The sequence below is a fragment of the Thermocrinis minervae genome (assembly GCF_900142435.1).
Taxonomy (GTDB): Bacteria; Aquificota; Aquificia; order Aquificales; family Aquificaceae; genus Thermocrinis_A; species Thermocrinis_A minervae.
This window is the reverse complement of the sequence record NZ_LT670846.1, coordinates 237786-262756: the sequence shown is the minus strand read 5'-3', so window position 1 is coordinate 262756 and position 24971 is coordinate 237786. Positions and strand designations below refer to the sequence as shown.

General features: G+C 44.8%; 24 protein-coding genes and 3 tRNA genes. 16 read left to right on the top strand and 11 right to left on the bottom strand.

The window, feature by feature from the left end; all coding sequences use genetic code 11:
* Positions 1–2: 2 nt before the first annotated feature.
* The 3 genes from B5444_RS01410 to B5444_RS01400 are packed head-to-tail and all read right to left on the bottom strand — an operon-like array spanning position 3 to position 3803.
* Positions 3–1118: an efflux RND transporter periplasmic adaptor subunit gene (locus tag B5444_RS01410; protein WP_079653471.1), complete on the bottom strand. Its 1116-nt coding sequence runs from the start codon at positions 1116–1118 to the stop codon at positions 3–5.
* On the bottom strand, positions 1115–2431 hold the full coding sequence (locus B5444_RS01405) for a TolC family protein (protein WP_079653470.1): 1317 nt from the start codon (positions 2429–2431) through the stop codon (positions 1115–1117). Before B5444_RS01405 ends, B5444_RS01410 begins: the two co-directional genes overlap by 4 nt.
* A gap of 46 nt (positions 2432–2477) precedes the next feature.
* The gene (locus B5444_RS01400; protein WP_231967129.1) at positions 2478–3803 is read right to left on the bottom strand and encodes a UDP-N-acetylmuramoyl-tripeptide--D-alanyl-D-alanine ligase; all 1326 of its coding nucleotides are present in this window, start codon (positions 3801–3803) and stop codon (positions 2478–2480) included.
* Between the two features lie 21 nt (positions 3804–3824).
* On the opposite strand from B5444_RS01400, the gene B5444_RS01395 reads away from it, so the two are divergent.
* Positions 3825–4220 carry a DUF2203 domain-containing protein gene (locus B5444_RS01395; RefSeq protein WP_079653468.1) on the top strand — a complete coding sequence of 132 codons (396 nt, stop codon included), beginning with the start codon at positions 3825–3827 and terminating at the stop codon, positions 4218–4220.
* Here the strand turns inward: B5444_RS01395 and dcd are convergent.
* From dcd to gap, 3 genes are all read right to left on the bottom strand, one after another.
* Positions 4198–4734: a dCTP deaminase gene (gene dcd, locus B5444_RS01390; protein WP_079653467.1), complete on the bottom strand. Its 537-nt coding sequence runs from the start codon at positions 4732–4734 to the stop codon at positions 4198–4200. The two genes, B5444_RS01395 and dcd, sit on opposite strands and share 23 nt — an antisense overlap.
* 10 nt (positions 4735–4744) lie before the next feature.
* Positions 4745–4829 (bottom strand) — tRNA-Leu (locus B5444_RS01385).
* Positions 4793–5821: a type I glyceraldehyde-3-phosphate dehydrogenase gene (gap, locus tag B5444_RS01380; protein WP_079653466.1), complete on the bottom strand. Its 1029-nt coding sequence runs from the start codon at positions 5819–5821 to the stop codon at positions 4793–4795. Before gap ends, B5444_RS01385 begins: the two co-directional genes overlap by 37 nt.
* Before the next feature lie 29 nt (positions 5822–5850).
* On the opposite strand from gap, the gene B5444_RS01375 reads away from it, so the two are divergent.
* From B5444_RS01375 to B5444_RS01335, 9 genes are all read left to right on the top strand, one after another.
* Positions 5851–5940, top strand: a tRNA-Ser gene (locus B5444_RS01375).
* A gap of 16 nt (positions 5941–5956) precedes the next feature.
* Positions 5957–6553: a CDP-alcohol phosphatidyltransferase family protein gene (locus B5444_RS01370; protein ID WP_079653465.1), complete on the top strand. Its 597-nt coding sequence runs from the start codon at positions 5957–5959 to the stop codon at positions 6551–6553.
* A complete protein-coding gene (locus B5444_RS01365) occupies positions 6525–7169 on the top strand; it encodes a response regulator transcription factor (protein ID WP_079653464.1) in 645 nt (214 codons plus the stop codon). The genes B5444_RS01370 and B5444_RS01365 overlap by 29 nt, the downstream gene beginning before the upstream one ends.
* A 52-nt stretch (positions 7170–7221) precedes the next feature.
* On the top strand, positions 7222–8124 hold the full coding sequence (locus B5444_RS01360) for a sensor histidine kinase (RefSeq protein ID WP_172838410.1): 903 nt from the start codon (positions 7222–7224) through the stop codon (positions 8122–8124).
* A 3-nt stretch (positions 8125–8127) separates the two neighbouring features.
* Positions 8128–10122 (top strand): excinuclease ABC subunit UvrB, encoded by a 1995-nt coding sequence (uvrB, locus tag B5444_RS01355; protein WP_079653462.1) that lies wholly within the window; start codon positions 8128–8130, stop codon positions 10120–10122.
* A gap of 29 nt (positions 10123–10151) precedes the next feature.
* Positions 10152–10406, top strand: a complete 255-nt coding sequence (locus B5444_RS01350; RefSeq protein ID WP_079653461.1) for a hypothetical protein — start codon at positions 10152–10154, stop codon at positions 10404–10406.
* Positions 10403–11197, top strand: coding sequence for a 4-hydroxy-tetrahydrodipicolinate reductase (dapB, locus tag B5444_RS01345; protein ID WP_079653460.1), 795 nt, complete (start codon positions 10403–10405; stop codon positions 11195–11197). Before B5444_RS01350 ends, dapB begins: the two co-directional genes overlap by 4 nt.
* Positions 11197–11610 carry an archease gene (locus tag B5444_RS01340; protein ID WP_079653459.1) on the top strand — a complete coding sequence of 138 codons (414 nt, stop codon included), beginning with the start codon at positions 11197–11199 and terminating at the stop codon, positions 11608–11610. Before dapB ends, B5444_RS01340 begins: the two co-directional genes overlap by 1 nt.
* 16 nt (positions 11611–11626) lie before the next feature.
* Positions 11627–11704, top strand: a tRNA-Asp gene (locus B5444_RS01335).
* A 3-nt stretch (positions 11705–11707) separates the two neighbouring features.
* Here B5444_RS01335 and B5444_RS01330 read toward each other — a convergent pair.
* Both B5444_RS01330 and B5444_RS01325 read right to left on the bottom strand, forming a co-directional pair.
* Complete coding sequence (locus B5444_RS01330) at positions 11708–14536, bottom strand: AAA family ATPase (RefSeq protein ID WP_079653458.1); 2829 nt, start codon at positions 14534–14536, stop codon at positions 11708–11710.
* Entirely contained in the window at positions 14523–15674 is a 1152-nt protein-coding gene (locus tag B5444_RS01325; protein ID WP_079653457.1) for a metallophosphoesterase family protein, read from the bottom strand. Before B5444_RS01325 ends, B5444_RS01330 begins: the two co-directional genes overlap by 14 nt.
* Positions 15675–15703: 29 nt before the next feature.
* Between B5444_RS01325 and leuB the strand changes: the two genes are divergently transcribed.
* A complete protein-coding gene (gene leuB / locus B5444_RS01320) occupies positions 15704–16789 on the top strand; it encodes a 3-isopropylmalate dehydrogenase (protein WP_079653456.1) in 1086 nt (361 codons plus the stop codon).
* Positions 16777–18285 carry a hypothetical protein gene (locus B5444_RS01315; RefSeq protein ID WP_079653455.1) on the top strand — a complete coding sequence of 503 codons (1509 nt, stop codon included), beginning with the start codon at positions 16777–16779 and terminating at the stop codon, positions 18283–18285. The genes leuB and B5444_RS01315 overlap by 13 nt, the downstream gene beginning before the upstream one ends.
* Here B5444_RS01315 and B5444_RS01310 read toward each other — a convergent pair.
* Together B5444_RS01310 and B5444_RS01305 are read right to left on the bottom strand one after the other, a co-directional pair.
* Positions 18258–19226, bottom strand: a complete 969-nt coding sequence (locus B5444_RS01310; RefSeq protein WP_231967128.1) for an SAM-dependent methyltransferase — start codon at positions 19224–19226, stop codon at positions 18258–18260. The two genes, B5444_RS01315 and B5444_RS01310, sit on opposite strands and share 28 nt — an antisense overlap.
* Positions 19211–19567, bottom strand: coding sequence for a histidine triad nucleotide-binding protein (locus tag B5444_RS01305; RefSeq protein WP_079653453.1), 357 nt, complete (start codon positions 19565–19567; stop codon positions 19211–19213). Before B5444_RS01305 ends, B5444_RS01310 begins: the two co-directional genes overlap by 16 nt.
* An 87-nt stretch (positions 19568–19654) precedes the next feature.
* On the opposite strand from B5444_RS01305, the gene B5444_RS01300 reads away from it, so the two are divergent.
* Positions 19655–20290 carry a class I SAM-dependent methyltransferase gene (locus tag B5444_RS01300; protein WP_079653452.1) on the top strand — a complete coding sequence of 212 codons (636 nt, stop codon included), beginning with the start codon at positions 19655–19657 and terminating at the stop codon, positions 20288–20290.
* Positions 20287–20538, top strand: a complete 252-nt coding sequence (locus B5444_RS01295) for a hypothetical protein (protein WP_079653451.1) — start codon at positions 20287–20289, stop codon at positions 20536–20538. Before B5444_RS01300 ends, B5444_RS01295 begins: the two co-directional genes overlap by 4 nt.
* On the opposite strand, the gene B5444_RS01290 is transcribed toward B5444_RS01295, so the two are convergent.
* Positions 20530–21009: a YceD family protein gene (locus B5444_RS01290; protein ID WP_079653450.1), complete on the bottom strand. Its 480-nt coding sequence runs from the start codon at positions 21007–21009 to the stop codon at positions 20530–20532. The genes B5444_RS01295 and B5444_RS01290 overlap by 9 nt on opposite strands.
* Positions 21010–21050: 41 nt before the next feature.
* On the opposite strand from B5444_RS01290, the gene guaB reads away from it, so the two are divergent.
* Positions 21051–22505 (top strand): IMP dehydrogenase, encoded by a 1455-nt coding sequence (gene guaB / locus B5444_RS01285; protein WP_079653449.1) that lies wholly within the window; start codon positions 21051–21053, stop codon positions 22503–22505.
* Positions 22506–24968: an AMP-binding protein gene (locus B5444_RS01280; protein ID WP_079653448.1), complete on the top strand. Its 2463-nt coding sequence runs from the start codon at positions 22506–22508 to the stop codon at positions 24966–24968. It abuts the gene before it with no gap.
* The last annotated feature ends 3 nt before the right edge of the window (positions 24969–24971 follow it).

Below are 24971 nucleotides of genomic sequence, written 5' to 3'. Positions count from 1 at the left end.
CTTTAGCCTCCTATCCTACATCCATCGCAGGCCTTTTCAACACCCTCTATGACTATCCTCTCGTTACCTTCAAGTCCGGAAAGTACCTCTACCATGTCACCCACCTTCTGGCCAAGCTTTACGAACCTCAGCTCTAGAGTATTATCAGGTCTTACTACAAATACTCCAGTGAAGTCATGCCTTCTGTAGATGGCGCTTTCTGGAACTAAGATTGTCTTGCCTTCCTCAGGTATGAGAAGTTTTGCGTACATACCACTTCTAACAGAAGGGTTGTCCTCCAAGAGAAGCTTTACCCTAAAGGTCCTGCTCATGGGGTCCAAAGCTGGAGAAACTTCTACTACCCTACCCTTTACTACACCCACAGGATCCACCTGAACATCAAAGATCTGCCCTGGCTTTATCTTACCTAGATACCTTTCAGGCAGGTAGAATTCCACTTTGTAAGGAGATTTTTCCAAGGTAAGGAGTGGCTGTCCTGGCACTGCTATATCGCCTTCGTTAACGTTCTTGACTGTCACATACCCACTAAAAGGTGCCCTAAGTGTGGCGTAGTTCAAGTTAGAAGCAACTGCCTGTCTTTGATACTTAAGGGCTTCTATACCTGCTTGGGCCTGTCTCACACCTGCTAGGGCAGCCTCGTACTGAGCCTTGACCTGATCAAATTCCTGTTGGGTTACCGCCCCTTCCTTTAGGAGGGCTTCATATCTTTCGTAGGTCTTTTTTACAGCTTCGTAGTTGGCCAAGGCTGCCTTGTAAGCTTCTTGAGCTTGGGTTATCTGCTTTTCTACTGCGCTCGCTTGAGAAAGTACGTCGGAAGCATCCACGCTTACTAGAAGTTGTCCAGCCTTTACAAAATCACCTTCCTTCACGTAGACTTTCTGCACTTTGCCCATTATGCGGGTTGAGATGTGAGCTGTTTGGTCTGCTACTACGCTTCCAGAAAAGGCCTCTATCCTCGTCTGCGAGAGGGTTGGGCTACCTACCTTTAGTCCCTGGACTGTACGCTTTTGTCCCTCTACCAAGTATGCTGGTTCTTTATGCTTGAAGGCCCCAACAAACCAAGCCACTAAAAGACCTATGACTACCAAAAAACCTATGTACTTTAGGTATCCCTTCATCTGAGCACCTCCCTGATAAGACCTGCTGAGTACAGAAGCTCGGCGTATGCCTTATGACAGTTACCAAGAGCTTGGACTTTTTCAAACCTGGCCATATCAAGCTGAGTCTGAGCGTCTAAAAGGTCTACCATCCTAACCAAACCTTGTCTAAACCTAAGCTCCATGACTCTTACTGTTTCTTTGCTTGCTTCCTCCCTTGCTTGGGCAGACTTATAAGCTTGAAGAGAGTTAAGGTAGTTGGTATAGGCCTTTTCTACTTCAAAGATGGCCGCGTCCTTCAAGAGCTTTAGCCTATCTTCCATCGCCTTTATCCTTTCACCCTGAGCTAGGTATCTGTTGTACACAGAAAGACCCGTATCAAAAGTCCAAGAGATGCCAGCACCCACCATGTATCCTTTACCATCTGATCCAAAAGGACTGTTCTTATTGTTGAGTTCATAAGACCCAAAAGCATAAACCTGTGGAAGGTTGTCCGCGAGTATGGCCATCTGCATGCTCTTCATTGCTTTTATGTTCTCCTGAAGGGCCTTTATGTCTTTACGTTCTTCTAAAGCCTTCTGTTTTAACTCCTCTAGGGACACATTAGGACACTGTCCTAAGTCTTCCACGTCAAAGTCTCCGAAGGTGGTGTTAGTAACTAGCTCTAGACCTCTCTTGGCAATCTGGTAGTTGTTCTGGGCTGTGGAGAGCATCTCTTGGGCTTTGGATAAGTATACTTTTGCCCTGAGTACGTCCGCTAGGAGGGATATCCCTACCTTGTAGGTACTCTCCGCGAGCCTGACATGTTCCTCAGCTTCCTTTAAGGAGGTTTTGGCTGTCTCAACCATCTTTTTAGCTACAAAAGCATCTGCATAAGCTTGGTAAGTCTTGAAAAGCGATTCTTCTTCTTTTTTACTGGCCTCTAAGCGGGTTGCAGACAAGCTATGCCTGGAGGCTTCTACCATGGCCTGGGTTTTCCCGCCCATCCATATAGGTACTTCTATACTGAACTTGGTCTGAAAGTTGTTCACGGCAGAAGGATTGTTGAGCTTGTTGGGGTCAAAGTCAAAGGGTGTTATCCTGCTTTGGTTTAACTTGGCCATGAAAGCGTACACAGGTATGTCCGTGCGTGTATAAACTTCTTCCACTTTTATACGAGGGAAGTAGTATCCTATAGCACTTTTCAGTTCCCTCTCCTGAGCCATAACCTCTCTCTTTGAGGACTTTATCTCAAGGCTGTTCTGAAGGGCACTCTCCATCGCTTGCCTAAGAGTGACCACCTCTCCCGAGAAGCCAAGCGACACTAGAAATATCAAAAAGAGCACAGCTCTCATACTTCTTCTCCTTTACCGAACAGTATATAAGAATTTCATTATATTATTATATGCTAAAGTGCCAATCATTCAACAACCTCTCGATGAACCTCTCCATGCGCATACCCCTGGAGCCTTTGAAGAGTATGATCCAGCCGTACTTACCTTTTATCAAACTCAAAAGCTCATCCTCCTCATCAAAGTGATAACACTCTTGCTTTAGCCTTTTGCACTCTTGGTAGGCGTAGAACATCTCCTTACCGTAGAAGACACATTCGTCTATACCGAGCTCTGCACACAAGCTTCCTATTTCCCTATGATACCTCTCGCTGTCTGAACCGAGCTCTAACATATCTCCCAGAACTGCCATCCTCTTACCTGGAAGTCGGGACAGGGTCTTCAGGGCCATCCTCACAGATGGAGGGTTTGCGTTGTAAGAATCATCTATAAGAGTGTTAGGGCCTGCCTTTATAACCCTAAACCTTCCTTCCACAGGTTTAAACTGGCTAAGGTTCTCTGCCAGCTTCTTCCAGTCTAAACCCATGGCCTTAATAGTAGCAAGGCTGCAGAGAGCATTTTCCACTACTGCAAAACTCGGTATGGGTATAAATATCCTCACCCCTTGGACGTTAAAGCTCACACCCTCCAAGGACAAGCTTACGTCCCTGGCTTCAAATTCAGATCCATCACCAAAGGTTATAACCTTGTAGTCTTTGTAGCATTCGTACACGTAGGAAGGTACTACACCTATGTCTTCCTCATGCATGTCAGAAAAGATCTCTCCGTTTCCAAGCACTACGTCGTCTAAGCAACCAAAGGTTTCCAGGTGTTCCTCACCTATGGATGTTATCACTCTTACCGAAGGTTTAACTATCTGCACTAGCCTTCTTACATCACCCTTCTGGCTCGCTCCCATCTCTACTACCCAGTACTCACAATCACTATCAAAGTTGATAACGGAAAGAGGGACACCTACCTGGGAGTTTAGGTTCCTGGGAGTTTTACATGTCTTACCCACCTTTGAAAGGAGAAAGGCTATCATCTCCTTAGTGGTGGTCTTTCCAGCAGAACCAGCAATGCCCACCACGGTACCGCTAAAGTTCTCCCTTTTATACTTGGCAAGCTTCTGAAGGGCGCGGAGCGTATTATCAACCACTATAAGGAATTTACCCTCAGGAATTGGAACCTCTCTTTCAACCAAAGCTCCCACACATCCCTTCTGTAAGGCTTGCATGACAAAATCATGCCCGTCGTGCCTTGAACCCTTTAGCGCTACAAAGAGACTACCTTCTTCCACTTGTCTTGAATCTATACATGCGCTCCTAAACCTTTGAGGTGTACCAATATGCTTACCTTTGAGTAAAAGGGCAACTTTCTCTGATGTTAACTCCATCAGAGAATATATTACTAAATTATGAAAATCTTTGATCTGCAGCAGGCTAGAGAGATATTACCGCTCATAAAAGCCATAGTGAGCGAGGTTGTAGACAAAAGGAGTGAGTTGTACCTTTTGGAAGAAAGGTTAGAAGAAGAGCAGGACCCTCTTGAGAAGCTTTACATAGAAAGTCAGATAAGAGAACTAGACCAAGATATTAGAAGAGGACTACAGAAGATAGAGGCGTTGGGTGGCGTCATAAAAGGTCTAGACCCTATACTCGTAGACTTTCTTTCCTTCCATGAAAACAGGTACATATGGCTCTGTTGGAAGGAGGACGAGGAAGACATAAACTACTGGCATGAGCTCAACGAAGGTTTTGCAGGGAGAAAGCCTGTTGAGATACTTGAGCTTAAGAATCCTGAAAATCCATAAAAATCTTTGAAGGTGTTACACCGCTCTGGCCTAAGTACTTGCCTCTGTAGGCCTTCTGTGCCCTCTTGTCAAGCTTAGCTAGGACAATCTGGCATATCCTCATACCCTTGTAGAGCTTTATGGGACAGTTGTTGGCGTTATAGAGTTCTAGGGTTATCTGACCTTCAAAGCCAGCATCAACCCAGCCGGCGTTCTCTATGAATAGACCCAACCTTCCTAAGGAAGACCTACCTTCTACAAAGGCAGTTATGTAATCTGGAAGCTTTATGTACTCTAAGGTGGTGGCTAGGACGAAGGCTTTAGGCTCTATCCAAAAGCCATCTTCACCCAACTCTATCTTTTCTACCTTGAGGTCTTTTTCTCTTATGTCTATCCTCTCCATCCTGTAGAGGGCTATCTCTCCCCCCAGCCGAAGGTCTATAGAGGAAGCTTGGATGTTTTTCTCCTCCAGGGGTTCTATCTTTATCTCTCCTCTCTCTATAAGTTTTTTTATGGTTCCGTCACTCAGGATCATGATTGTAAAGTGGGGGTGGAGGGACTCGAACCCTCACGGGGGGTTACCCCAGGGGATTTTAAGTCCCCTGCGTCTGCCAGTTCCGCCACACCCCCGATACGTATAAAACTAAATCCCTAAGTCTGCAAGAGTAACCCCACTCGTTGTCGTACCATGCACCCACATGCACCATGTCCTCTATAACCCTTGTAAGACCAGCATCAAATATGGAGGAGTGCGGGTTGCCTACGATGTCCTGGGAGACTATTGGGTCTTCGCAGTACTCTAGTATACCTTTTAGCTCACCTTCTGCATACTTTTTAAAGAGCTCATTTACTTCTTGTTCAGAAGCTGGTGGCTTTTCTACTACTACGGTAAAGTCTACCAACGAACCATCTGCTACAGGTACTCTCCTGGCCGTTCCATCCAACTTCCCTTTTAGCTCTGGTATGACTTCTCCTATAGCTTTTGCCGCACCTGTGGATGTTGGTATTATGTTCACAGCAGCAGCTCTTGCCCTCCTCAAATCCTTGTGTGGAAGATCAAGCACCCTCTGATCGTTGGTATACGCGTGTACTGTTACCATGTAACCCTTTTTTATTCCATAGTTCTCGTGGAGCACCTTCACAAGGGGAGCGAGGCAGTTGGTGGTACAGCTTGCGTTAGATATTATCCTATGCTTCTCAGGGTCAAAGCTCTGATGGTTTACACCTAGTACTATGGTTATATCAGGGTTTTTGGCGGGCGCTGAGATAATAACTCTCTCCACAGTTTCCCTTAGGTGGAGCTCAGCCTTAGATCTGTCTGTGAAAGCACCCGTGGACTCTATCACTATCTGTACACCTGCCTCTCCCCAAGGTATCTGGGAAGGATCCTTCTCTGAGAAGACCCGTATCTTTTGACCATCCACTATAAGGTGCTTTTCGTCGGCGCTTATGGATGCTTTAAAAATGCCGTGCACAGAATCGTACTTCAAAAGGTGAGCCAGAGTCTTCGTATCTGTAAGGTCGTTTATTGCCACTATCTGTATGTCTGGGTTGCCGTAGCATGCTCTGAAAAAAGACCTCCCTATCCTACCAAAGCCGTTTATTCCTACTCTTATAGCCATAGTTAAAAATTATAATAAACCTTAAAGAAGGCGAGGTGCCGGAGTGGACGAACGGGGCGGTCTCGAAAACCGCTGTGGGTCTTGACGGCCCACCGGGGGTTCGAATCCCTCCCTCGCCGTTATAATAAGAGCATAATGAGTTATCTAACTAGAGATATAAAGCCGTACTTTGAAAAGAGCATATCTCCCTTGGTGGATCTCCTTAAAAATCTGCAGGTAAGCCCAAACGCTATTACCCTCTTGGGTCTTGTACTTGTAGGAGTAGGATCATACTTCTTGTACGAGAAGAACACGCTCCTCGCTTTTTTCTTCTTGTTTTTAGGTGCTGTCTGCGACGCCATTGACGGAACCCTCGCCAGAAAGTTAGGAAATAAAAGTGACTTTGGAGCTTTTTTAGATTCGGTGGTAGACAGGTTTTCAGATGCTATGCCTTTCATAGCCCTAGCTCTTTCCTCTGAGGATAAACTCTTCTCGCTGACGTGCATGCTCGCCATGGTGTTTTCCTACTCGGTGAGCTACACCAGGGCAAGGGCTGAAAGCCTAGGTTACACGATGGATGTGGGCCTGTTTGAAAGACCAGAAAGATGGATGGTACTACTCCTTGGCATACTTACAAGTTTCGTAGAAGTGGCTGTCGTGGTAATCTTGATAGGAGCTTTCTTAACCACACTCCAGAGGATAGTATACTTAATAAAGAAAAAAGATGAAAGTACTCCTGGTGGAGGACGATAAGCTACTGGGGGAGTCGCTGGCTGATTACCTAAAGGCAGAAGGAATTGAGGTGGACTGGGTTTCAGACCCAAGGCGTGTTCTACCCATACTCGAGATTTCATCCTACGACGTTATCGTTCTTGATCTTATAATGCCCCATATACCAGGTGAAAAGCTTCTTAAAGAGATAAGACAAAAGGATAAAAGCACACCCATACTTATACTGACTGCGAAAGGACGCATAGAGGACAAAGAAGTTTGTTTTAGGGAAGGTGCTGATGACTACTTGGTAAAGCCCTTTGATATGAAAGAGCTTCTCCTGAGGATAAGGGCTCTACACAGAAGGAGGGTGTCTGAAGGATACGCAAGGATAGGCTCCGTGGAGATAGACCTGGATGCTGACACTGTAAAGGTAGACGGAAAGATGATCCCTTTAAGCAAGAAGGATATGATGCTTCTAAAGCTCCTGGTTCAAAACAGGGGAAGGGTGGTAAGCCACGAGGAGATACTAAACTACGTGTGGGGTGGCATGGCGGTAGGTGACGAGGTGATAAGGTCGCACATAAAGAACCTCAGAAAGATCCTGCCCGAAGGGTTCATAAAGACAGTCAAGGGCAGAGGCTACTACGTTGAGTGAAAAGTTTAGACTTTACCTTTACACCACCTTGTTTTTAATAACTTCTCTAGCGTTGCTCAACCTATTCCTTTTCTATGAGTTTGCCCGTCTAAACGACAGACTTTTGGAGGAAAAGGCCAGAAACCTAGCATTGGAGCACATCCACTACGGAGTCAGAGAGGCCGAAGGCTTTGTGGTGATATACGAGCCTGTAAAGGACTACATAGTCTACGAGTTTCAGAACCTTTCAAACCCCGAGAGGATAGTAAAGGTTGGTTACCCTGAAAGCAGAAGGAGAGAAGTTCTAAATAACATCTTTTTAAGGCTTCTGATCTTCGAATTTTTCATCATCTTAGGCTTCTTAACCCTCTACATGGGGGCCGTGGACAGTCTTTTTAGAAGAATAGCTTTAGAACAGCAAAAGTTAAAGGACCTTCTTCTATCCATAAACCACAGATTCGGAAACTTAGTGAGCATACTCTCCGTGAACATGAGTCTTCTCAAGAGAAAACTTCCCGAGGATAAGTCTCTGCTGCGTGTAGAGAAGTCAATAAAAAGGGCTGAGAGGGATCTTAGGTTTTTCAGCTCTCTGTTGGAGGAAAAGGCTCCAAAACCAGTGGTAATAAGGTTGGACAGTCTTATATCCGACATACTTAAAGATTTGCAAGATGAAGCGGAGAATAAAAAGCTTATTGTAAGGCTTAGAGAAGCCTACACAAGGGTAGACCCTCTGGACCTTGAAGACATACTCTACAACGTACTTCACAATGCTTTAAAACACTCGAAAAGCAAAGTTTACGTAAGGCTGTGTAAAGTTAGGGAAAGGGTAAGACTTTTAGTAATAAATGATTTCATGGAAACAAGGCGTGGTGGTATGGGTTTGGGTCTTAGGCTCATTCAGAGCATGGCCAAAAGGAACGGCCTTAAGATCAGCCTTCACATAAGAAGATCCTTTATGGTTGTAATAGATTTTTAAAGGATGAGGGTAAAGGAAGGAACCTTTGAGCTTATAACCCACCTGAAACCTGCCGGCGACCAGACTAAAGCTATAAGGGAACTTCTGAACAACCTAGAAAGAGGTGTAAAGGAACAGGTACTTTTGGGTGCAACAGGTACAGGTAAGACCTTTACCATAGCAAACGTAATAGCTAAGTGGGAAAAACCTACGCTGGTTTTGTGTCATAACAAGATCCTTGCAGCCCAGCTCTACAGGGAGCTGAAGGAACTTTTCCCAAACAACGCCGTAGAGTACTTTATCTCCTACTACGATTACTATCAACCCGAAGCTTACATACCCGAAAAGGACCTGTATATAGAGAAGGATGCAAGCATAAACGAGGTTCTAGAAAGATACAGGCACTCTGCCACAGTCTCCGTGTTGGAAAGAAGGGATGTAATAGTGGTAGCCTCTGTATCTTGCATATATGGCCTTGGTCACCCAGATCACTACTGGAACCTTAGGATAAGTGTAAAGGTGGGTGACAGGATAAGCCCCACCACCTTAGCGAGGAAGTTGGTGGAGATAGGCTACTCAAGGAATGACTATTCTTACAAGAGGGCTACTTTCTCTGTGAGAGGCAACGCCATTGAGGTTATGCCCTCAGAAGCCGAAGATTACCTTGTGAGGATAGAATTCTGGGACGATGAGATAGAAGCCATAACCACTCTGGACCCACTCAACAGGCATACCATATCTTCCCTTCAGAAGTATACTTTCTTTCCAGCTTCCCACTACATAGCGCCAAGGAGTATAGTAGAAGAGGCCCTTGAACAGATAGAAAGGGACCTTTATGAAAGGGTAAAGTACTTTAAAAGCCTGGGGAGAGAAGTAGAAGCCCAAAGACTTTACCAAAGGACCATGCACGACATAGAGATGATAAGAGAGCTCGGTTACTGTAAGGGTATTGAAAACTACTCAAGGTACTTTGATGGAAGGAAACCGGGGGAACCACCATATACCCTTCTTGACTACTTTCCAGAAGATTTCCTTCTTATAGTGGACGAATCTCACGTTACCATCCCGCAGGTCAGGGCTATGTACAACGGAGACAGATCCAGGAAGGAAAAACTCGTAGAGTATGGTTGGAGGCTTCCCTCCGCCCTTGACAACAGACCCCTTACCTTTGAGGAGTTCTTACAGAGGATAAACCAAGTTATATACGTCTCTGCAACACCCTCCGATTGGGAAATAGAAAGGTCTAAAGGTGTAATAGTGGAACAGATAGTGCGTCCCACCGGACTACTGGACCCGGAAGTGGAAGTACGTCCCACAAAGGGTCAACTTGAAGATCTACTAAGAGAGATCCAGGAGAGGAAGAAAAAAGGTTGCAAGGCCTTGGTTCTTACTACCACAAAGAGGCTCGCAGAAGATGTAGCAGACTACCTATCTGAAAGGGGAATAAAAGCAAAGTACATGCACTCAGACCTGGATGCTATAGAGAGGGCAAAGGTGGTAAAGGAGCTAAGACAAGGAAGCATAGACGTCATAGTAGGTGTAAACCTCCTCAGGGAAGGCCTTGACCTTCCCGAGGTCTGTCTTGTCGCCATCTTAGAGGCAGATAAAGAAGGCTTCCTAAGAAGCTACACTTCCCTAATACAGACCATAGGTAGAGCAGCTAGGAACGTTATGGGTAAGGCCATCCTTTACGCGGACAGGGTAACCCCATCCATGCAAAGGGCCATAGAAGAAACAAACAGACGAAGGAAAATCCAGGAAGAGTACAACAAGAAACACGGTATACAGCCCAGAAGCATAGTAAAGCCCGTAAAAGATCTCTTAGCCATAGAAGAACTAGACTATGTGAAACTCCCTACTACAATACCTAAAGGCATATCCTCAGAGGAGGATATCATAGAGAGGATAAACAAGTTAGAAAAGGAGATGTGGGAAGCCGCCAAGAAGTGGGAGTTTGAAAAGGCAGCTAAGATAAGGGATGAGATAAAGAAGCTGAGGGAGATGCTAAACCTTGTCTAAAGGCTTATAATTGAAAGAAGGAGGTTAAAATGGACGACAGAATGTATGCCGTACCTTTCAGCCTGGTGGGTTTCTTCTTCACCAACAAGCCCATAGAGGAGAGCATAAGAAGTGACTTAACCCCTGAAGAGTTGGAAAAGCTACAACAGCTTCTCTCCAAGTTCCTCTTCAAAGAGGATGTGGAAGTAGCCCTTTACCCTTCCATAGTTCCCGTTGATCAAGCAGAGGAAGCCCTAGAGGACCTAGAGGAAATGCTCTTCGGAGGAGAAGAAGAGGAAGGATGATAAAGGTAGTTATCTGCGGTGCCCTTGGCAGGATGGGTAGAGCTATACTCCAAACTGCCCTCCACGATGCTTCTTTGAAGATAGTAGCAGGTGTGGAACATCCAGACTGTGTGGTATCCCCAGACTTGGGTAAAGCTGTAAACATAAAGGACTATGAAGGAGTTCCTCTCACATCAAGGTTAGAAGAAGTCCTCCCTATGTGTCATGTGGTTATAGAGTTCTCTGGGAACACAGAAGCAGCTTTAGGACATGCGAAGCTTTGCGCAGAGGCTGGAAAACCTATAGTGATAGGTACCACTGGGTTCACTGAGGATGAGGTGAATCAGCTTAAAGAGCTTTCAGAAAAGACGGCAGTACTTCTCTCACCAAACATGAGCCTGGGTGTAAATCTACTCTTTAGACTTGTCCAGATAGCCACGCAGTCTTTAAAGGGTAAGGGCTTTGATGTGGAGATTGTGGAGATACACCACCGTTTTAAAAAGGATGCACCAAGTGGAACAGCCTTAAAGCTATACGAGGTTGTAAATCAACAGCTTGATGAAACTAGAAGGATATCGTGCAGGGATGGTATAAGCCCAAGAAAAGAGGATGAAGTAGGAGTGTTTGCCATAAGAGGCGGAGACGTGGTGGGGGACCATACGGTTTACTTCTTGGGGTTTGGTGAAAGACTAGAGCTTACTCACAGAGCCACATCCAGAGAGACCTTTGCCAGAGGTGCCTTAGAAGCAGCTAAGTGGATACACGATAAAGAAAAAGGCTTTTACAACATGTTTGACGTGCTGGGACTGTAATGTTTTACGAGGTCATAGACGACATTACAGCCGATGCGGGCATAAGGGTAAGAGCTAAAAGCTTGGAAGAGCTCGTGTGCAAGGCCATACTGGCTACCTTTTATGAGATCACAAACCCCGATGATATCCAAGAAGATCAAAGGGTAAAGTTAGAGGTTCAATCGGAGATGCCTTTCCTTCTGGCCGATGCCATCAACAAGCTACTTACCATCTTTGAGTCTAAGCTCTTTGTTCCGAAGAGCTGTAGAGTGCTTAGCCTGGATGAAAAGGGTGCTACTGTTGAGCTAAGGGGTGGAAGCTTTGATCCAGACAAACACGAAAGAAAGCTGGTCATAAAGGCTGCCACTTACCACAGGCTAAGAGTAGAAAAGGAAGGTAATAACTACGTGGCAGAAGTGATTTTTGATATATAATAAGTGTTATAGGGTTGGAGCCGTAGTTCAGCCCGGTCAGAACGCCGGCCTGTCAAGCCGGAGGGCGCGGGTTCAAATCCCGTCGGCTCCGCCACCCTTAATAGTAAACCTCCACGGTTGAATAGTCTCCGTGCTTCTTTACTACTATCCTTTGGCTGAACTTCTCAGCCAAGTCCTCCAGGTGGCTTATTATACCTACTACCCTGTTAGAGTTCTGTTTTATAAGTTCAAAGAAATCATCGAGGTTGTCTCTGGTTTCAGAGTCCAAGGAGCCAAAACCTTCGTCTATGAACATGCTTTCAAGAGGAGAATTGTCAGAGACAACGTCAGCAAGACCAAAGGCTAGGGATATGCTTGCCAGAAAGGTCTCGCCACCGCTCAGGCTGTAGACAGATCTCTCTGCACCTACGGTTTTATCGTAGATTACTAACTCCTCTTTGTTGTTGATCCTAAACTCATAAGGGGAAAACTTCTCAAGGTAATAGTTGGCTCTGTCTATCACACTTCTTAGCATGTGCTTACTGACAAAGTCCTGGAACTTATTACTCTTCATGTCTTCTCTTAGAAGTCTGTAAAGTTCGTACCTCCTTCTGATCTTCTCATACTTACCTTCCAGCTCAGAACGCCTTTTTATCTTCTCACTTATGTTGTTAAGCTGCTCTTCAAGCCTTCCCTTTTCCTCAACAAGTTCTTTATGTTTCTGACTTAGTCTTTCGTACTCTTCTTTTATAGAATTGTAAAGCTCATGGTCAAAGGAGTAAGTCAATTCAGAAAGCTCTTTAATCTTTTCTTCAAGTGTTCTATACTCGGTAATGTAATCTTCTACCTGTTTCTTCCATACTTCAAGTTTTTCCTTTTCCTTTAGGAAATCCTCAACAGCTTCGAGACTTCCAAACTCGGTCCTTGCTCTGTAGATAATGGGAGAGAGTTCCAGCTTTTGTTCTTCTAAAGAGGTCTTACTTTTTAATATCTCCTCAAGCCTGCTTATTGTTGCCTTTAAGTCTGACTCTAGCCTGTTTTTTTTCTCCAGATGTTCGTGGTAGTTGTTCGAGATGGTGTCTATAAGCTCCTTAAGATTATTTATTTCCTCCTCTATCTGGTTGAGCGATGTCTTCGTTAGGTTCCCTAAAGTGTCCTCAAGCTGTTTTATCTCTTCCTGAAGTGCTTGCATCCTAGAGAGTTTTTCGTGAAGGGCAGTCCTCTTAGCCTCAAGAGTCTTTTCCAGCTGTGCCTTTAGGTGGCTTAGTATTTCGTACTCTTCAGTAAGAGTCTTTAATGTCTGTTTGTCTTCCTTTATCTTGCTTAGCCTTTGCACTATCTTCTGATAGTGTTCCTCTAGCTTATCTACATCTATGGGAAGGTCTTTTAAGAGTCCTTTTTCTTCTTCCTGTAGCCTCTCTAAAGAGGCCTTTAGCTTCTCTAGCTTATTTCTATCTTCGTCTACCTTCATCACAAGCTTTGTATCCACTTGGACTACGTGTGTATCTTCCAAGTTAGTATGCCCGTCCTCTACCCTGCCACAAACAAGACAGCGACCTGTGCTTCTGTAGCTTTCCCTCAGGCTTTCAAGTATACGTTCTATTAAGCTTTTCTCCTTCCCAGAAAGCTCCTGCTGGAGCTTATCTATCTGTCTTACAAGCTCCTCCTTTTGTTTTCTTAAATTTTCAAGCTTAGTCTTTGTGCTCGTTAGCAATCTGTACTCTGTTAGGAGTTCTGCCTCCTCTTGAATGCTTTGGTTTAGATCTTCTATCTTCTGTTTCTTTGCATCCAGCTGGCTGGCATGCTGGGATATCTGCTCTTCAAGCTTTAAAATTTCCTGCTTTAGCTGGTGTATTTCTAACTGTAATGTACTTAGCTCATTCCTTATCTTTGTGTGCCTTTCCCACTTTTCCTTCTTCTGAAGGAGCTCGTCGTAGACCTTTCTATATTCCTTTAGTTTTACGTACTCTTCTTCGTACCTTTGGAAAGCTTTAACCTCTTCTTCAAGTAAGCTTCTAAGCTTTTCAACCTTTATGGAAAGTTCCTTCTCCTGTCTGTTTAGATCTTCCAGCTTTGAGGAGAGCCACTTAAACTGTTTTATGGGAGACTCATACTCTTTAGCTTTTTCAACTCTCTCTATCCTCTCCTTTAAGCTTTCCACTTCATCCTTCCTGGATTCAAGCAGAGAAAACTTACTCCTTAGGTCGTTCAGCTCGTCCAATTTCCTCTTTATCTCCTCCAAGTGGCTTAGCTTTTCCTGAATGTCCCTAAGCTGGATGTCCATCTGGCGTATGGCCTCTACAGTTTCCTCTAAACGCCCCTTCTTTTCTTCGTACAGGTCTACAGTGTATGACTTTAGTTCCTCGAGTTCCCTCTCCATGTACTCTATTTCTTGTTCTAGCTTGTGATATTCCTGGCTGACCCTATCACTTAGCTTCTTGAGTACCTCTTCGTAGCCTATGAGCCTGTTGAGGATATCCCTTCTTTCCGTTTGCTTCTGAGGTTTTAAAAACCTGTCAAACTGGCCTTGTGGTAGGACTAGCACCTTAGTGAACACGTCGTAACCCATCCCGAGTATTTGTGATATTCTCTCCTCTACCTGCTTGGCCTTCAAGTTTAAGGGTTTGCCCTGCTCGTAAAACCTGACCTCTCCTCTGCCGGTTATCCTAGAGTAGTACCTTACAACTTCGTACTCCTTACCCTTGACGCTGAACTTAAACTCTACGTACACTTTGTCAGAACCTTTAGACAGAACTTCTTCGTGGGGGAGCTGCTGGCTGTACCTTGGAACCCTGCCAAAGAGAGCGTAGCACATAGCATCCAGAAGGCTCGTCTTACCGGCTCCTGTTTTACCCTGTATTAGGAAGAACTCCAAGTTTGAAAAGTCTATGGTCTGTTTCTTTTTGTAAGTGGTGAATCCCTCCAACGTAAGCCTAAGAGGTCTCAACCTCTGCCTCCCTTAAGAGTTTCTTAAACTCCTCAATAAGCTCACCGCTAGGATCCACACCCCTGTAAGTCCTGTAGAAGAGACTGTATAGGTCTACTAAATCTATCCTATCTATTGAAACTACGTTTTCCTGTGCCGTGGGTTTTGAATCGGTAACAAACGTAAGCTTTACTAGCCTATCTCCTAGTACTTCCTGGATCTTCTGTTTCTTCAGGTTAAGACTAAGGTCTACACCCTTGGACTTTAGCTCTACCCAATAGAGATCTTGAGTGTGGGCAACTCTGTCCAAAAACTCCTCTATAGGATTGCTTATGTCTACTGTTTCTTTCACAAGCTTGCGCTTGAGGCTTATCTGTATGGACTCTACTTTTACCTGGTTCCCTTCAAAGATCACAAGGTTTATAAACTTGTCCGTGTTCGTTTCTGAAAAGTCAAGCTGGTAGAGGTTGCCTGAGTAATAGGCTTTCGTGGGAGCCCTTAAAAGCCTTTGGTGCTTGTGTATATGACCAAGGGCTACATAGTCAAAGGTGCTGGGAATGCTCTCTTGCCTTATGGCGTAGAACTCCGCCAGGCTACCCTTCCTCTCCGAATTTCCGATAGTAACACCCTCAACGTGCAGGTGAGCCAAAAGCACACGATTGGGATACTTTTCTACCTCATTGGCTAAAGCCCTGATGTATTCTTGAACAACTTCTGCATACGTCCTGTGGGAATCTTCGGAGAGTTTTGTGAGTAACCTCTCAGAAGGGTAGGGTAAACATGCCACTGCAAGGTCCTTATAGTGGAATATACAAGAATCTAGGTTCCTAGACGGCCTATCAAAGGGGTGTATGTAGGAGGAGAGTTTTTTCATATGTTTTAGGGTTTTTATCTTGTCATAGCTGTCGTGGTTACCAGCTATGAGAACTACATGGACCTTGTTTAAGGCCATATCTGTGAGAAAGTTCATTATAACTTCCTCAGATTGTGCGTCTGGTATACTCCTGTCATAAACATCTCCAGCTATGAGAAGAACTTCTACACCTTCCTTCTGGCATACATCCTTCACCTGTTCCAAGGCGTATTCAAGGTCCTCAATTCTTGAAATCTTGTTTAAAGTTTTACCTGCATGAAGATCAGAGATATGAAGAAGCTTCATAGTGTCATTTTATCAAATATACTAAATCTATGGGTGTTTATAAGATAGCTGTACTGAAGGGAGACGGGATAGGTCCTGAGATAGTAGAGGCTAGCCTTCTCGTGCTCAAGCGTGTGGGAGAGATCTTTGGACATGACTTCGTGCTTGAAGAAGGCCTTATAGGCGGGAAAGCAATAGACGAGAAGTGTACTCCACTCCCACAAGAGACCCTGGATCTGTGCCTTAAGGCAGATGCTGTGCTGTTGGGTGCCGTAGGCGGTCCTAAGTGGGACAACCTTCCTACTGACAAAAGGCCAGAGAAGGGTCTTTTGGGCATACGTAAGGCCCTTGACCTTTACGCAAACCTAAGACCTGCAAAAGTCTACACAGCCCTCATAGATGCATCACCACTAAAGAAGGAGATAGCACAAGGAACAGACTTTATAGTAGTCAGAGAGCTAACCGGGGACCTCTACTACGGAGAACCCAGGGGTATATTCAGGAACGGTGAGAGGTACGCCATAAACACCATGCATTACACGGAGAGCCAGATTAGGAGGGTTGTAAGAAAAGCCTTTGAAATAGCCAGAGTTAGGAGGAAGAAGCTTACGAGCGTAGATAAGTCTAACGTTTTAGAGGTAAGCGCTCTCTGGAGGGAGATAGTCGAAGAAGAAAAACAGAACTTCCCAGATGTGGATGTAGAACATCTCTACGTGGACAACTGTGCCATGCAGATAATCAAAAGACCCTCCACCTTTGACGTCATAGTCACGGGTAATATGTTCGGTGATATCCTTTCAGACGAAGCTGCCGTAATATCAGGCAGTCTTGGTATGCTACCTTCTGCCAGCCTTGGGGATAAGCATGCCCTCTACGAACCAGTACATGGTTCAGCACCGGACATAGCCGGTAAAGGTATAGCAAACCCAATAGCTACAATCCTGTCCGTGGCTATGATGTTAAAGTACTCCTTTGGTCTAGAAAAGGAGTCATCAGTCATAGAACAGGCTGTAGAAAGAGTCCTTCAAATGGGCTACAGGACTCCTGACATATCCTCCGAAGGCACAACGGTAGTAGGAACTACCGAAATGGCTCAACTTATTTCAAAGGAGGTTGAAAAGCTATGCGAAGGTTGACATTTACACTTTTGCTTCTCCCTATCTTAGTGTTTGCCCTTGACCTGGAAGGTCTTAAAGAGTTCTTTAACAGACAGGGTTACGTAGTCAAAGTGGACAAGGACAAGGTAGTAGTGGACCTTGGTAAAGGAAAGTTATTCCCAGGAGAAGAGCTTTTGGTGCTTAGAGAAGGACAGAAGATCGTCCACCCTGTAACTGGAAAGGTCTTAGGTGTGGAACAGAATCCCATAGGTAGGATAAAGATAACGACCGTTGAAGAAAGCTACTCCGTCGGTAGACTGGTTGAGGGTAAGGATGTAAAGCCATCAGACCGAGTAAAGGTGTACGTGCCTGATGTTTGCTACGCAGGCTCCGACGAAGGCTACTTCCAAGTAAGCTCCGCAGTAGAAGGTGTTAAAAGAGGACAAGGCTGTCCTTACGTGGTGAAAGAGTTCTCAGATGGGTTTGGTGTAGAGTTTAACCAAAAGCCTGTTGCTTTCTTCCCCAAACCTTCACTTCAAACTACAGGCCTCCAGAGGGCAAGTCTTGAAGATCTTAGCTTCCTAGGAAGGAGCAAACTTATAAGAGTACTCCCTTCTTTGCCGTTGTCAGCTGATGTAGGTGACGTGTACGGTAATGGAAAGGATTACTTGGTGGTTCTTTACAGCAGTAAGCTTGAAGTTTACGAAATACTAAAGAATGACCTACTCCTTAGGTCATCCTACAGCTTGCCAGCAGGCATCCCCGTATCTGTGTCAGTAGGTAGGATAGGAGAGGAGAACAAAGACTACATACTGGTGAACATGGTATCGGGTGATAAGGCCAGCTCCCTCATCCTGAAGATGGTAGGCGACATGCTAGTGTCCGTAAAAAAAGATATTCCCATGTTTATGGCAGTGCTGGACAAGAGCAGACCAACAGAGACCTTTGTAGGACAGACCTTTGACTTTAGCAACAAGTTCGGAAAGACTGTAAGGCTAAAGCTTGAAGGAGACAAACTTGTAGAGGCGGGACCCTTTGCGGCACCTAGGGGTTTCAGGATTGACTCAGCCTTTTACTTTGGTAAGTACTTGGTGTTTACCGACTCAAACCAAAGGGTAAGGGTTTTTGATGGTGAGCAGGAAGTTTACTCCACGGATGAAGGCTTTGGAGGTTCTTACACATCTGTAGAGATACCTATACTGGACCAAGGCAAAACCAACTACATCTTTAGCCCAAAGGGTACTACAGTAGATATAGTAGGTTTCAAAGCTGCGCTTGTAATAAAGAACACTGGCGGTGTTATACAGAGATTCTTAGACATACTCAAGTACACTAGAGGAGAACTCTTCCTACTCGGAGAGAAGCGCCAAGGTGTACTCATGCTAAAGCAGATAAGGGGTGGATCCTTTGAAGAGTCCATACAGGCTATAGTCTCTACAAAGGATGGAAAAGTTTATGTACTCACAGGAAAGAAGGGAACCATACCTATCCAGAACAGGGGAGAGGTCTACGAGCTAGAGCTTAGACTCCTATGAGCTTTCTGTTGGAAGAGCACCCAGAACCTCTCTCCCATGCTTATTAGAATGTTTTTGATCCGTGAGAGCCTCTGGATGCTCTCCGGATCCTCCCTTAAAGGTAGCTCTTGGAGCTCCTTCATAAAGCCTTCCGAAGAGAGTAAAAACTCCCTCAACCTCTTTAGAAAGACAGTCTCAAGACCAAAGTCTCTACCGTACTCCACAAGGGCCTGAAAGTTTACGCTTGCCGTCACATCAAAGGTTCCCTCTTCCTTTAGTACGTCCTGCACAAGTCTATGGCCCTTGTAACCCACCACCGTACCCTGCGGTACCTCAAGAGGATGCCTGTAGCCATAATCTATGGTGAGTATGTAACCTTTGGAGAGTCTGGAGGAAAGTTCTTTCAAAAAGTCTATGCAGTCAAGACAGACTTCGAGGAGTGTGTCCACGTTTTCGTAACCCATCCTTCTTATGAACTCAAAAACCCTCTTATCCTGAATCTCCTTCCAGAAAGCTTCTCCATCTTTCACAAAGAGCTCCTTCCAACCTTTGATTACCCGAACTGGGAAACAGTCAAAAAACTCGTTTGAGATCACAACACCTTCAAAAGTATCAGGGAGTCTATCCACCCAGTGGACTTTATTAAAAAACCTCTCAAGCCTTTTACTCTGAAACTTTTTAAGGCTAGTACTTGTCTCGTAGATAATGTATTCCACGTTTAAGCCTTTCTCTTCAAAGAAGGTAAGAAGATCGTACGCAAGTGTACCGTTACCAGCACCAAGCTCAAGTACCACGGGATAAGACTGAAGATATTGAGAGAGAAAATCACCGATGGCATAACCAAAGGCTTTATCTAACTCCGGAGCTGTGTAGAAGTCCTTTCCTACAAAAGGCAGACTTGCATAATACTCTTGTACCTTTTGGAGCATAAAATCTCTGAAGCTTATCATCCAGGTGGCCAACCCATGGATCTTCCACCTATTAGGTGTAAGTGAAGATGAAAGACACTCTGACCTGCATCCTTACCCACGTTGAACACGAGCCTGTAGCCTTTGTTTAGATTCTCATCAGGTGCTAACCCCAGCTGCTCGGCTATCCTACGCGCCACGTAGAACATGTGACCCACCAAGCATTCGTCTTCTTGCTCCAGTTGTTGTACACCTACTATGTGCTTCTTGGGTACTATGAGGATATGCTGTGGTGCCACAGGGTTTATATCGTAGAAAGCATATACAAGCTCATCTTCATAAACCTTTTTAGAAGGTATCTCACCCCTTACTATCTTGCAGAAGATGCAGTCCATAGGGAAAATTATAAGCTCTTTGTAAGCCTTTAGATTGCCATACAGACTTCTAGACTTACATTAAAATTTACGTAAGAGGGTATCAAGATGGCTCATAAGTTCGATCCGCAGAAGCTAAGCAAGTTAGACGATCCAGCACGCCTTGAACTGTTTGACCCTGTGAAGGTCTTTAGAGAGTTTGGGCTTAGAGAGGGTATGCATGTGCTTGATGTAGGTACAGGTGCAGGCTTCTACTTACCGTACATATCCTCTATAGTTGGACCAAAGGGTAAGGTTTATGCTATAGATGTTCAACAAGAAGCTGTGGACTACGCAAGAAAAAAGGTAGAAAGCCTAGGCCTGCAAAACGTAGAGGTTCTAAAGTCCGAGGAAAACAGCATACCCTTGCCTGAGCATTCGGTAGACTTTGTACTCATGACCTTTGTGTTCCATGAGCTTTCCGACCCTATAACCTTTTTGAAGGAACTTGAGAGGGTTGCAAAACCCTTCGGCTATCTGGCAATCATAGATTGGAAGAAGGAGGAAAGGGACAAGGGACCTCCACCAGAGGAAGTCTACTCTGAATGGGAAGTGGGTCTTATGTTGGAAGAGGCTGGGCTAAAGGTAGGAAGGGTAATAGAAGTAGGTAAGTACTGTTTTGGTGTATACGCTCTGTTTCCAGACAGGACCCTTGAAGAGAGACAAAGCATACCCATAAAGATTCCACCGGGGCTGCAGGGTTGAAAAGTGTAAGGGAGATCTTGGCAGAAAAGGGTATAGTGCTTGAAAGCAGGTACATGATATACAGGAGCGATAGGTCTGTGTACGTGGTACCCTACGCCCATATAAGGACTGCAGAGAAAAGAGCTAACACAGTCATACTATACACTGGAGGCATTGAAAGGATAAGCATAAGCTTCGAGGATGAAAAAGAAACTGATATGTTCTTAGAAGAACTCCTTATCTACATAGAGAGGGTTTACCTAAGGTAGAAACCTCTTGAGGACTGCAAAGGGATTGTCCGCATGAGCTTCTTCAAGATGTATTCCTTTACACTCAGGGTCGCATAGGGGTTTTGTAGGGATGCTTAAGATAATCTGCTCTCTGACGAGCTGTGCTATGTCTACGTTTTCTTCATCCTCGTAGAAGGATACTTCCAAGTCAGAGGGACTCAGGTACATCACATCTTTGGTAGGGTAGCTTTCTATCCTAAAGTTATGCTCCCTGCCTATGTCGTTCTCAAACACTGTCAAGCATCTGCTACATTCAAGGACTACCTTACCCGTGATGGACATAAAGACCCTGTAGCCCCTGTCCTCTTTGTATATCTCCAAGTACACCTCCACGGGTTCTCTTAGCTCCCCAAGGTCTGCAGGCAGTCCCACTTCCTTGGGTGAAAGTCTGTAACTACCTGTAAACCTTTTACCTCTTTTAAAAGCCTCCTTTAGGTTTACCACGGGCATAGGTTATAAATATAGGCCACGGTTGGAAATATAATTAATACATGGAGATACTGGAAGGTCTTACGTTTGATGACGTTCTTTTGGTACCTCAGTACTCTGAGGTCCTGCCCACCGATGTGGATGTAAGCACATACCTTACAAAAAGGATAAAGCTAAACATACCCATAGTCTCTGCAGCTATGGACACGGTTACAGAATCTCGGCTTGCTATAGCCTTAGCAAGAGAGGGTGGTATAGGCATAATCCACAGAAACATGAGCATAGAGGATCAGGCAAAGGAGGTAGAGAGAGTCAAAAAGTCCGAAAGTGGCATGATACTAAAACCCGTAACCGTAAAGCCAGATACTACCGTTGAAGATGCCCTTAAACTAATGGAGACTTACAAGATATCTGGAGTACCTGTAGTAGAAGATGGGGGGAAGCTCGTAGGCATTCTGACAAACAGGGATCTAAGGTTCATAAGACCATCCGATTACAAAAGAAAGGTATCGGAGTTTATGACCAAGGGAAACCTAGTAGTTGCAAGGGAGATGGTAACGTTAGAAGAAGCAACAGAGATACTCCAAAGACACAAGATAGAGAAGTTACCCATAGTGGATAAAGAAGGTAGACTTGTAGGGCTCATCACCATAAAGGACATAATTAAGAAGAGGAAATATCCAAGGGCTTGTAAGGACGAATATGGAAGACTCAGAGTTGGGGCAGCTGTAGGAACAGGTCCAGATACAAAAGACAGGGTGGATGCTTTGGTATCTGCGGGCGTTGACGTTCTGGTAGTAGACACAGCACACGGACACTCTAAGAGGGTTTTAGAGACTGTGGAGTGGATAAAGTCCAACTACGATGTAGACGTTATAGCTGGTAACATAGCTACAAAGGAAGGAGCTAAGGCTCTAATAGAGGCTGGTGCAGATGCTATAAAAGTGGGTGTGGGACCTGGTTCCATATGTACTACAAGGATAGTGGCCGGTGTAGGCGTGCCACAGCTCACTGCCATAATGATGGCTTACGAAGTTGCCAAGGAATACGGAGTTCCTGTTATAGCAGACGGTGGGATAAGGTATTCGGGTGACATCGTCAAAGCTTTGGCGGCCGGAGCTGATGCGGTCATGCTTGGGAACCTTTTGGCAGGTACAGAGGAAGCTCCAGGAGAGACCATCTACTACCAAGGAAGGGCGTACAAGGTTTACAGGGGTATGGGTTCCTTAGGTGCTATGATGAGCAGACAGTCAGCTGACAGGTACGGACAGGAAGGAGCTGAGAAGTTCGTCCCAGAGGGTATAGAAGGTAGAGTGCCATACAAGGGTAAGCTTTCGGATGTGGTCTTCCAGCTTGTGGGTGGTCTGAGGTCTGGTATGGGGTACGTGGGTGCAAGGAATATACAAGAACTAAAGCAGAAGGCTAAGTTTATCAGGATAACCTGGGCAGGTTATAGAGAATCACACGTGCACGATGTTCAGATAACCAAGGAAGCACCCAACTACTGGGTGGAGTAAATGCAGTATGACCCTGAAAGGAGGCTTGTACTTCCACAACCAAAAGCCTCCGAAAGCGTGGCACTCATTCACAAAGGAGAGGAAATATCCTACAGGGAACTTGTAGATAACATAAACTCCTACGCAAGTCTGTTTGAGCCACTCTTTGGAAAACCTGTGGCCATAGTATCGGAAAATAGACCAGAGTGGATTTATGCCCTGTACAGCATATGGTCCAGAGGTGGTACTGCCGTACCCATAGACTTCCTCATAGAAGAACAAGATCTGTTATACATACTCCAGGAGGTAAAACCTGCTGTAGTCTTCTGCTCAGACCATACGGAGGAAAAGATAAGAAGGGTTGCAAAGGATTTAGAGCTTATAAACTTTGACAGGCTTGTACTACCCAAACCTAACGTACACGCAATCTACAGAGAGCTTTCTGAGATAGCTTTGATACTCTACACTTCTGGAACTACAGGAAATCCCAAAGGAGTTATGCTTTCTTTTAAAAACCTCCTTTCCAACATAGACGCCATAAAGGAGCTTAACCTGGTAGGTAGTAAAGACAGAACACTAGCCATCCTTCCCTTCCATCACTCTTATCCCCTTATGACCACGATCTTAGTTCCCTTAAGTATAGGCGCCAGCGTGGTGTTTTTGGAGAAGCTAAGTTCGGATGAGCTTCTCAATACGATGAGAGACTATAAACCTACTGTCCTTGTGGGTGTACCGAGACTTTACCAAATGCTTGAAGCAAAACTAAGGGAACGGCTCTTCTCAAACCTATTAGGTAGAACACTTTACTACCTTTCTATCCCCCTACCCTTTGCAAGGAAAAGACTCTTCTCCCCCATTCACAAGGCCTTTGGTGGTAGACTGAGGTTCATGGTAAGTGGTGGCGCCAAGCTTCCCTTGAAAACTGCAAAGTTCTTCTCAAGGCTTGGCTTTAAAGTCATAGAAGGTTATGGGCTTACAGAGACATCACCCATAGTGTCCTTCAACCCACCAAATAGGATAAAGCTCGGTTCCGTAGGCATACCCATAAAAGGCGTGAGCGTAAAGATAGATGAAGATGGTCAGATCTTGGTAAAAGGTCCAAACGTAATGGTAGGTTACTACAACAAGCCAGAAGATACACATAAGGTCTTTAAGGAAGGATATCTCATGACGGGTGATCTGGGTTATATGGATACAGAAGGCTACTTATACATAACCGGAAGGATAAAAGAGATAATAGTCCTCTCAGGTGGTAAGAAAGTAGACCCAGAGGAAATGGAAAGTAGTCTTTTAGAAAGCTCAAAGGGTCTCATAAAGGAGGTAGGTATACTTGAGATAGACGGTAGTTTACACGCTCTTATAGTAGTAAACGAGGAAAAACTAAAAGAGCTGGGTATAGTAAACATAGAAGAGTACATAAAGTGGAAGGTTTTAGATCCCTTCAACAGAAGTTTACCCGAATGGAAGAGAGTAGTGGGCTACAAGTTAATAAAAGAGGAGCTTCCCAAGACAAGGCTCGGAAAGCTAAAAAGGTATAAGCTACTGGAGATTTACAAAAGTACCCAAGAGAAGAAAGAAAGAAGAGAACTGAAGGGGCCTTATGTAGACGCCCTCTCAAGTATCATACAGTCCTTAACAGGGAAAAAACCTTACGCCGATGACCATCTTGAGATAGACCTAGGGCTTGATTCTTTAGGAAAGGTAGAGCTACTAGCTTTCATACACAGCACTTTCGGACTTCAGATAACCGAAGAAGAACTCTCCACGCTCATGAGGTTTGAAGACCTTATAAGATACATAGAGAACCACTCTGTTAAAAAGGATACAAGCAGTGTAGATTGGGGAAAGATACTACAGGAAAGTAAACCTTTTCATGTGGAAAGCCATCCTAGGTTTATATCCATAGGAAGATTGATCCTAAAGGTAATTTTCAAGCTGTACAATAGGCTGGAAGTGAGTTTTGAAGAAAATTTACCAAGTGGCGGTTTCATACTAGCTCCCAACCACGCTAGCTATTTGGACGGTTTTGTACTACTTAGCGCTCTACCTGAAGATGTGGCCAAAAGGACTTACTTTCTGGGTGAAGAAGAGTACTTTCGAGGAAGTTTAAGGTCCCTCTTCGCAAGGTTTGCGCACGTTATCACCGTTAACCTACAGAAGGACCTTCAAGGGTCTCTTCAGAAGACCGCTTGGCTTTTAAAGCTTGGTAAGACAGTTGTCATATTCCCCGAGGGTGCGAGAACGAGAGACGGTAGACTTCTGCCCTTCAAAAAGGGGTTCGCCATACTCAGTAAAGAGCTTTCGGTACCAGTAGTGCCAGTAGTGATAGAAGGTACCTTTAAGGCTATGCCCATAGGTAGTTTCTTCCCTAAGCCTTATAAGATAAGGGTTAGATTTCTCAGGAAGATAGAACCAAATGGTAAAAGCTACGAGGAAATAGTGCAAGAAACAAAGAAGGCTATAGAGGATGTATATAGGGTATAATCT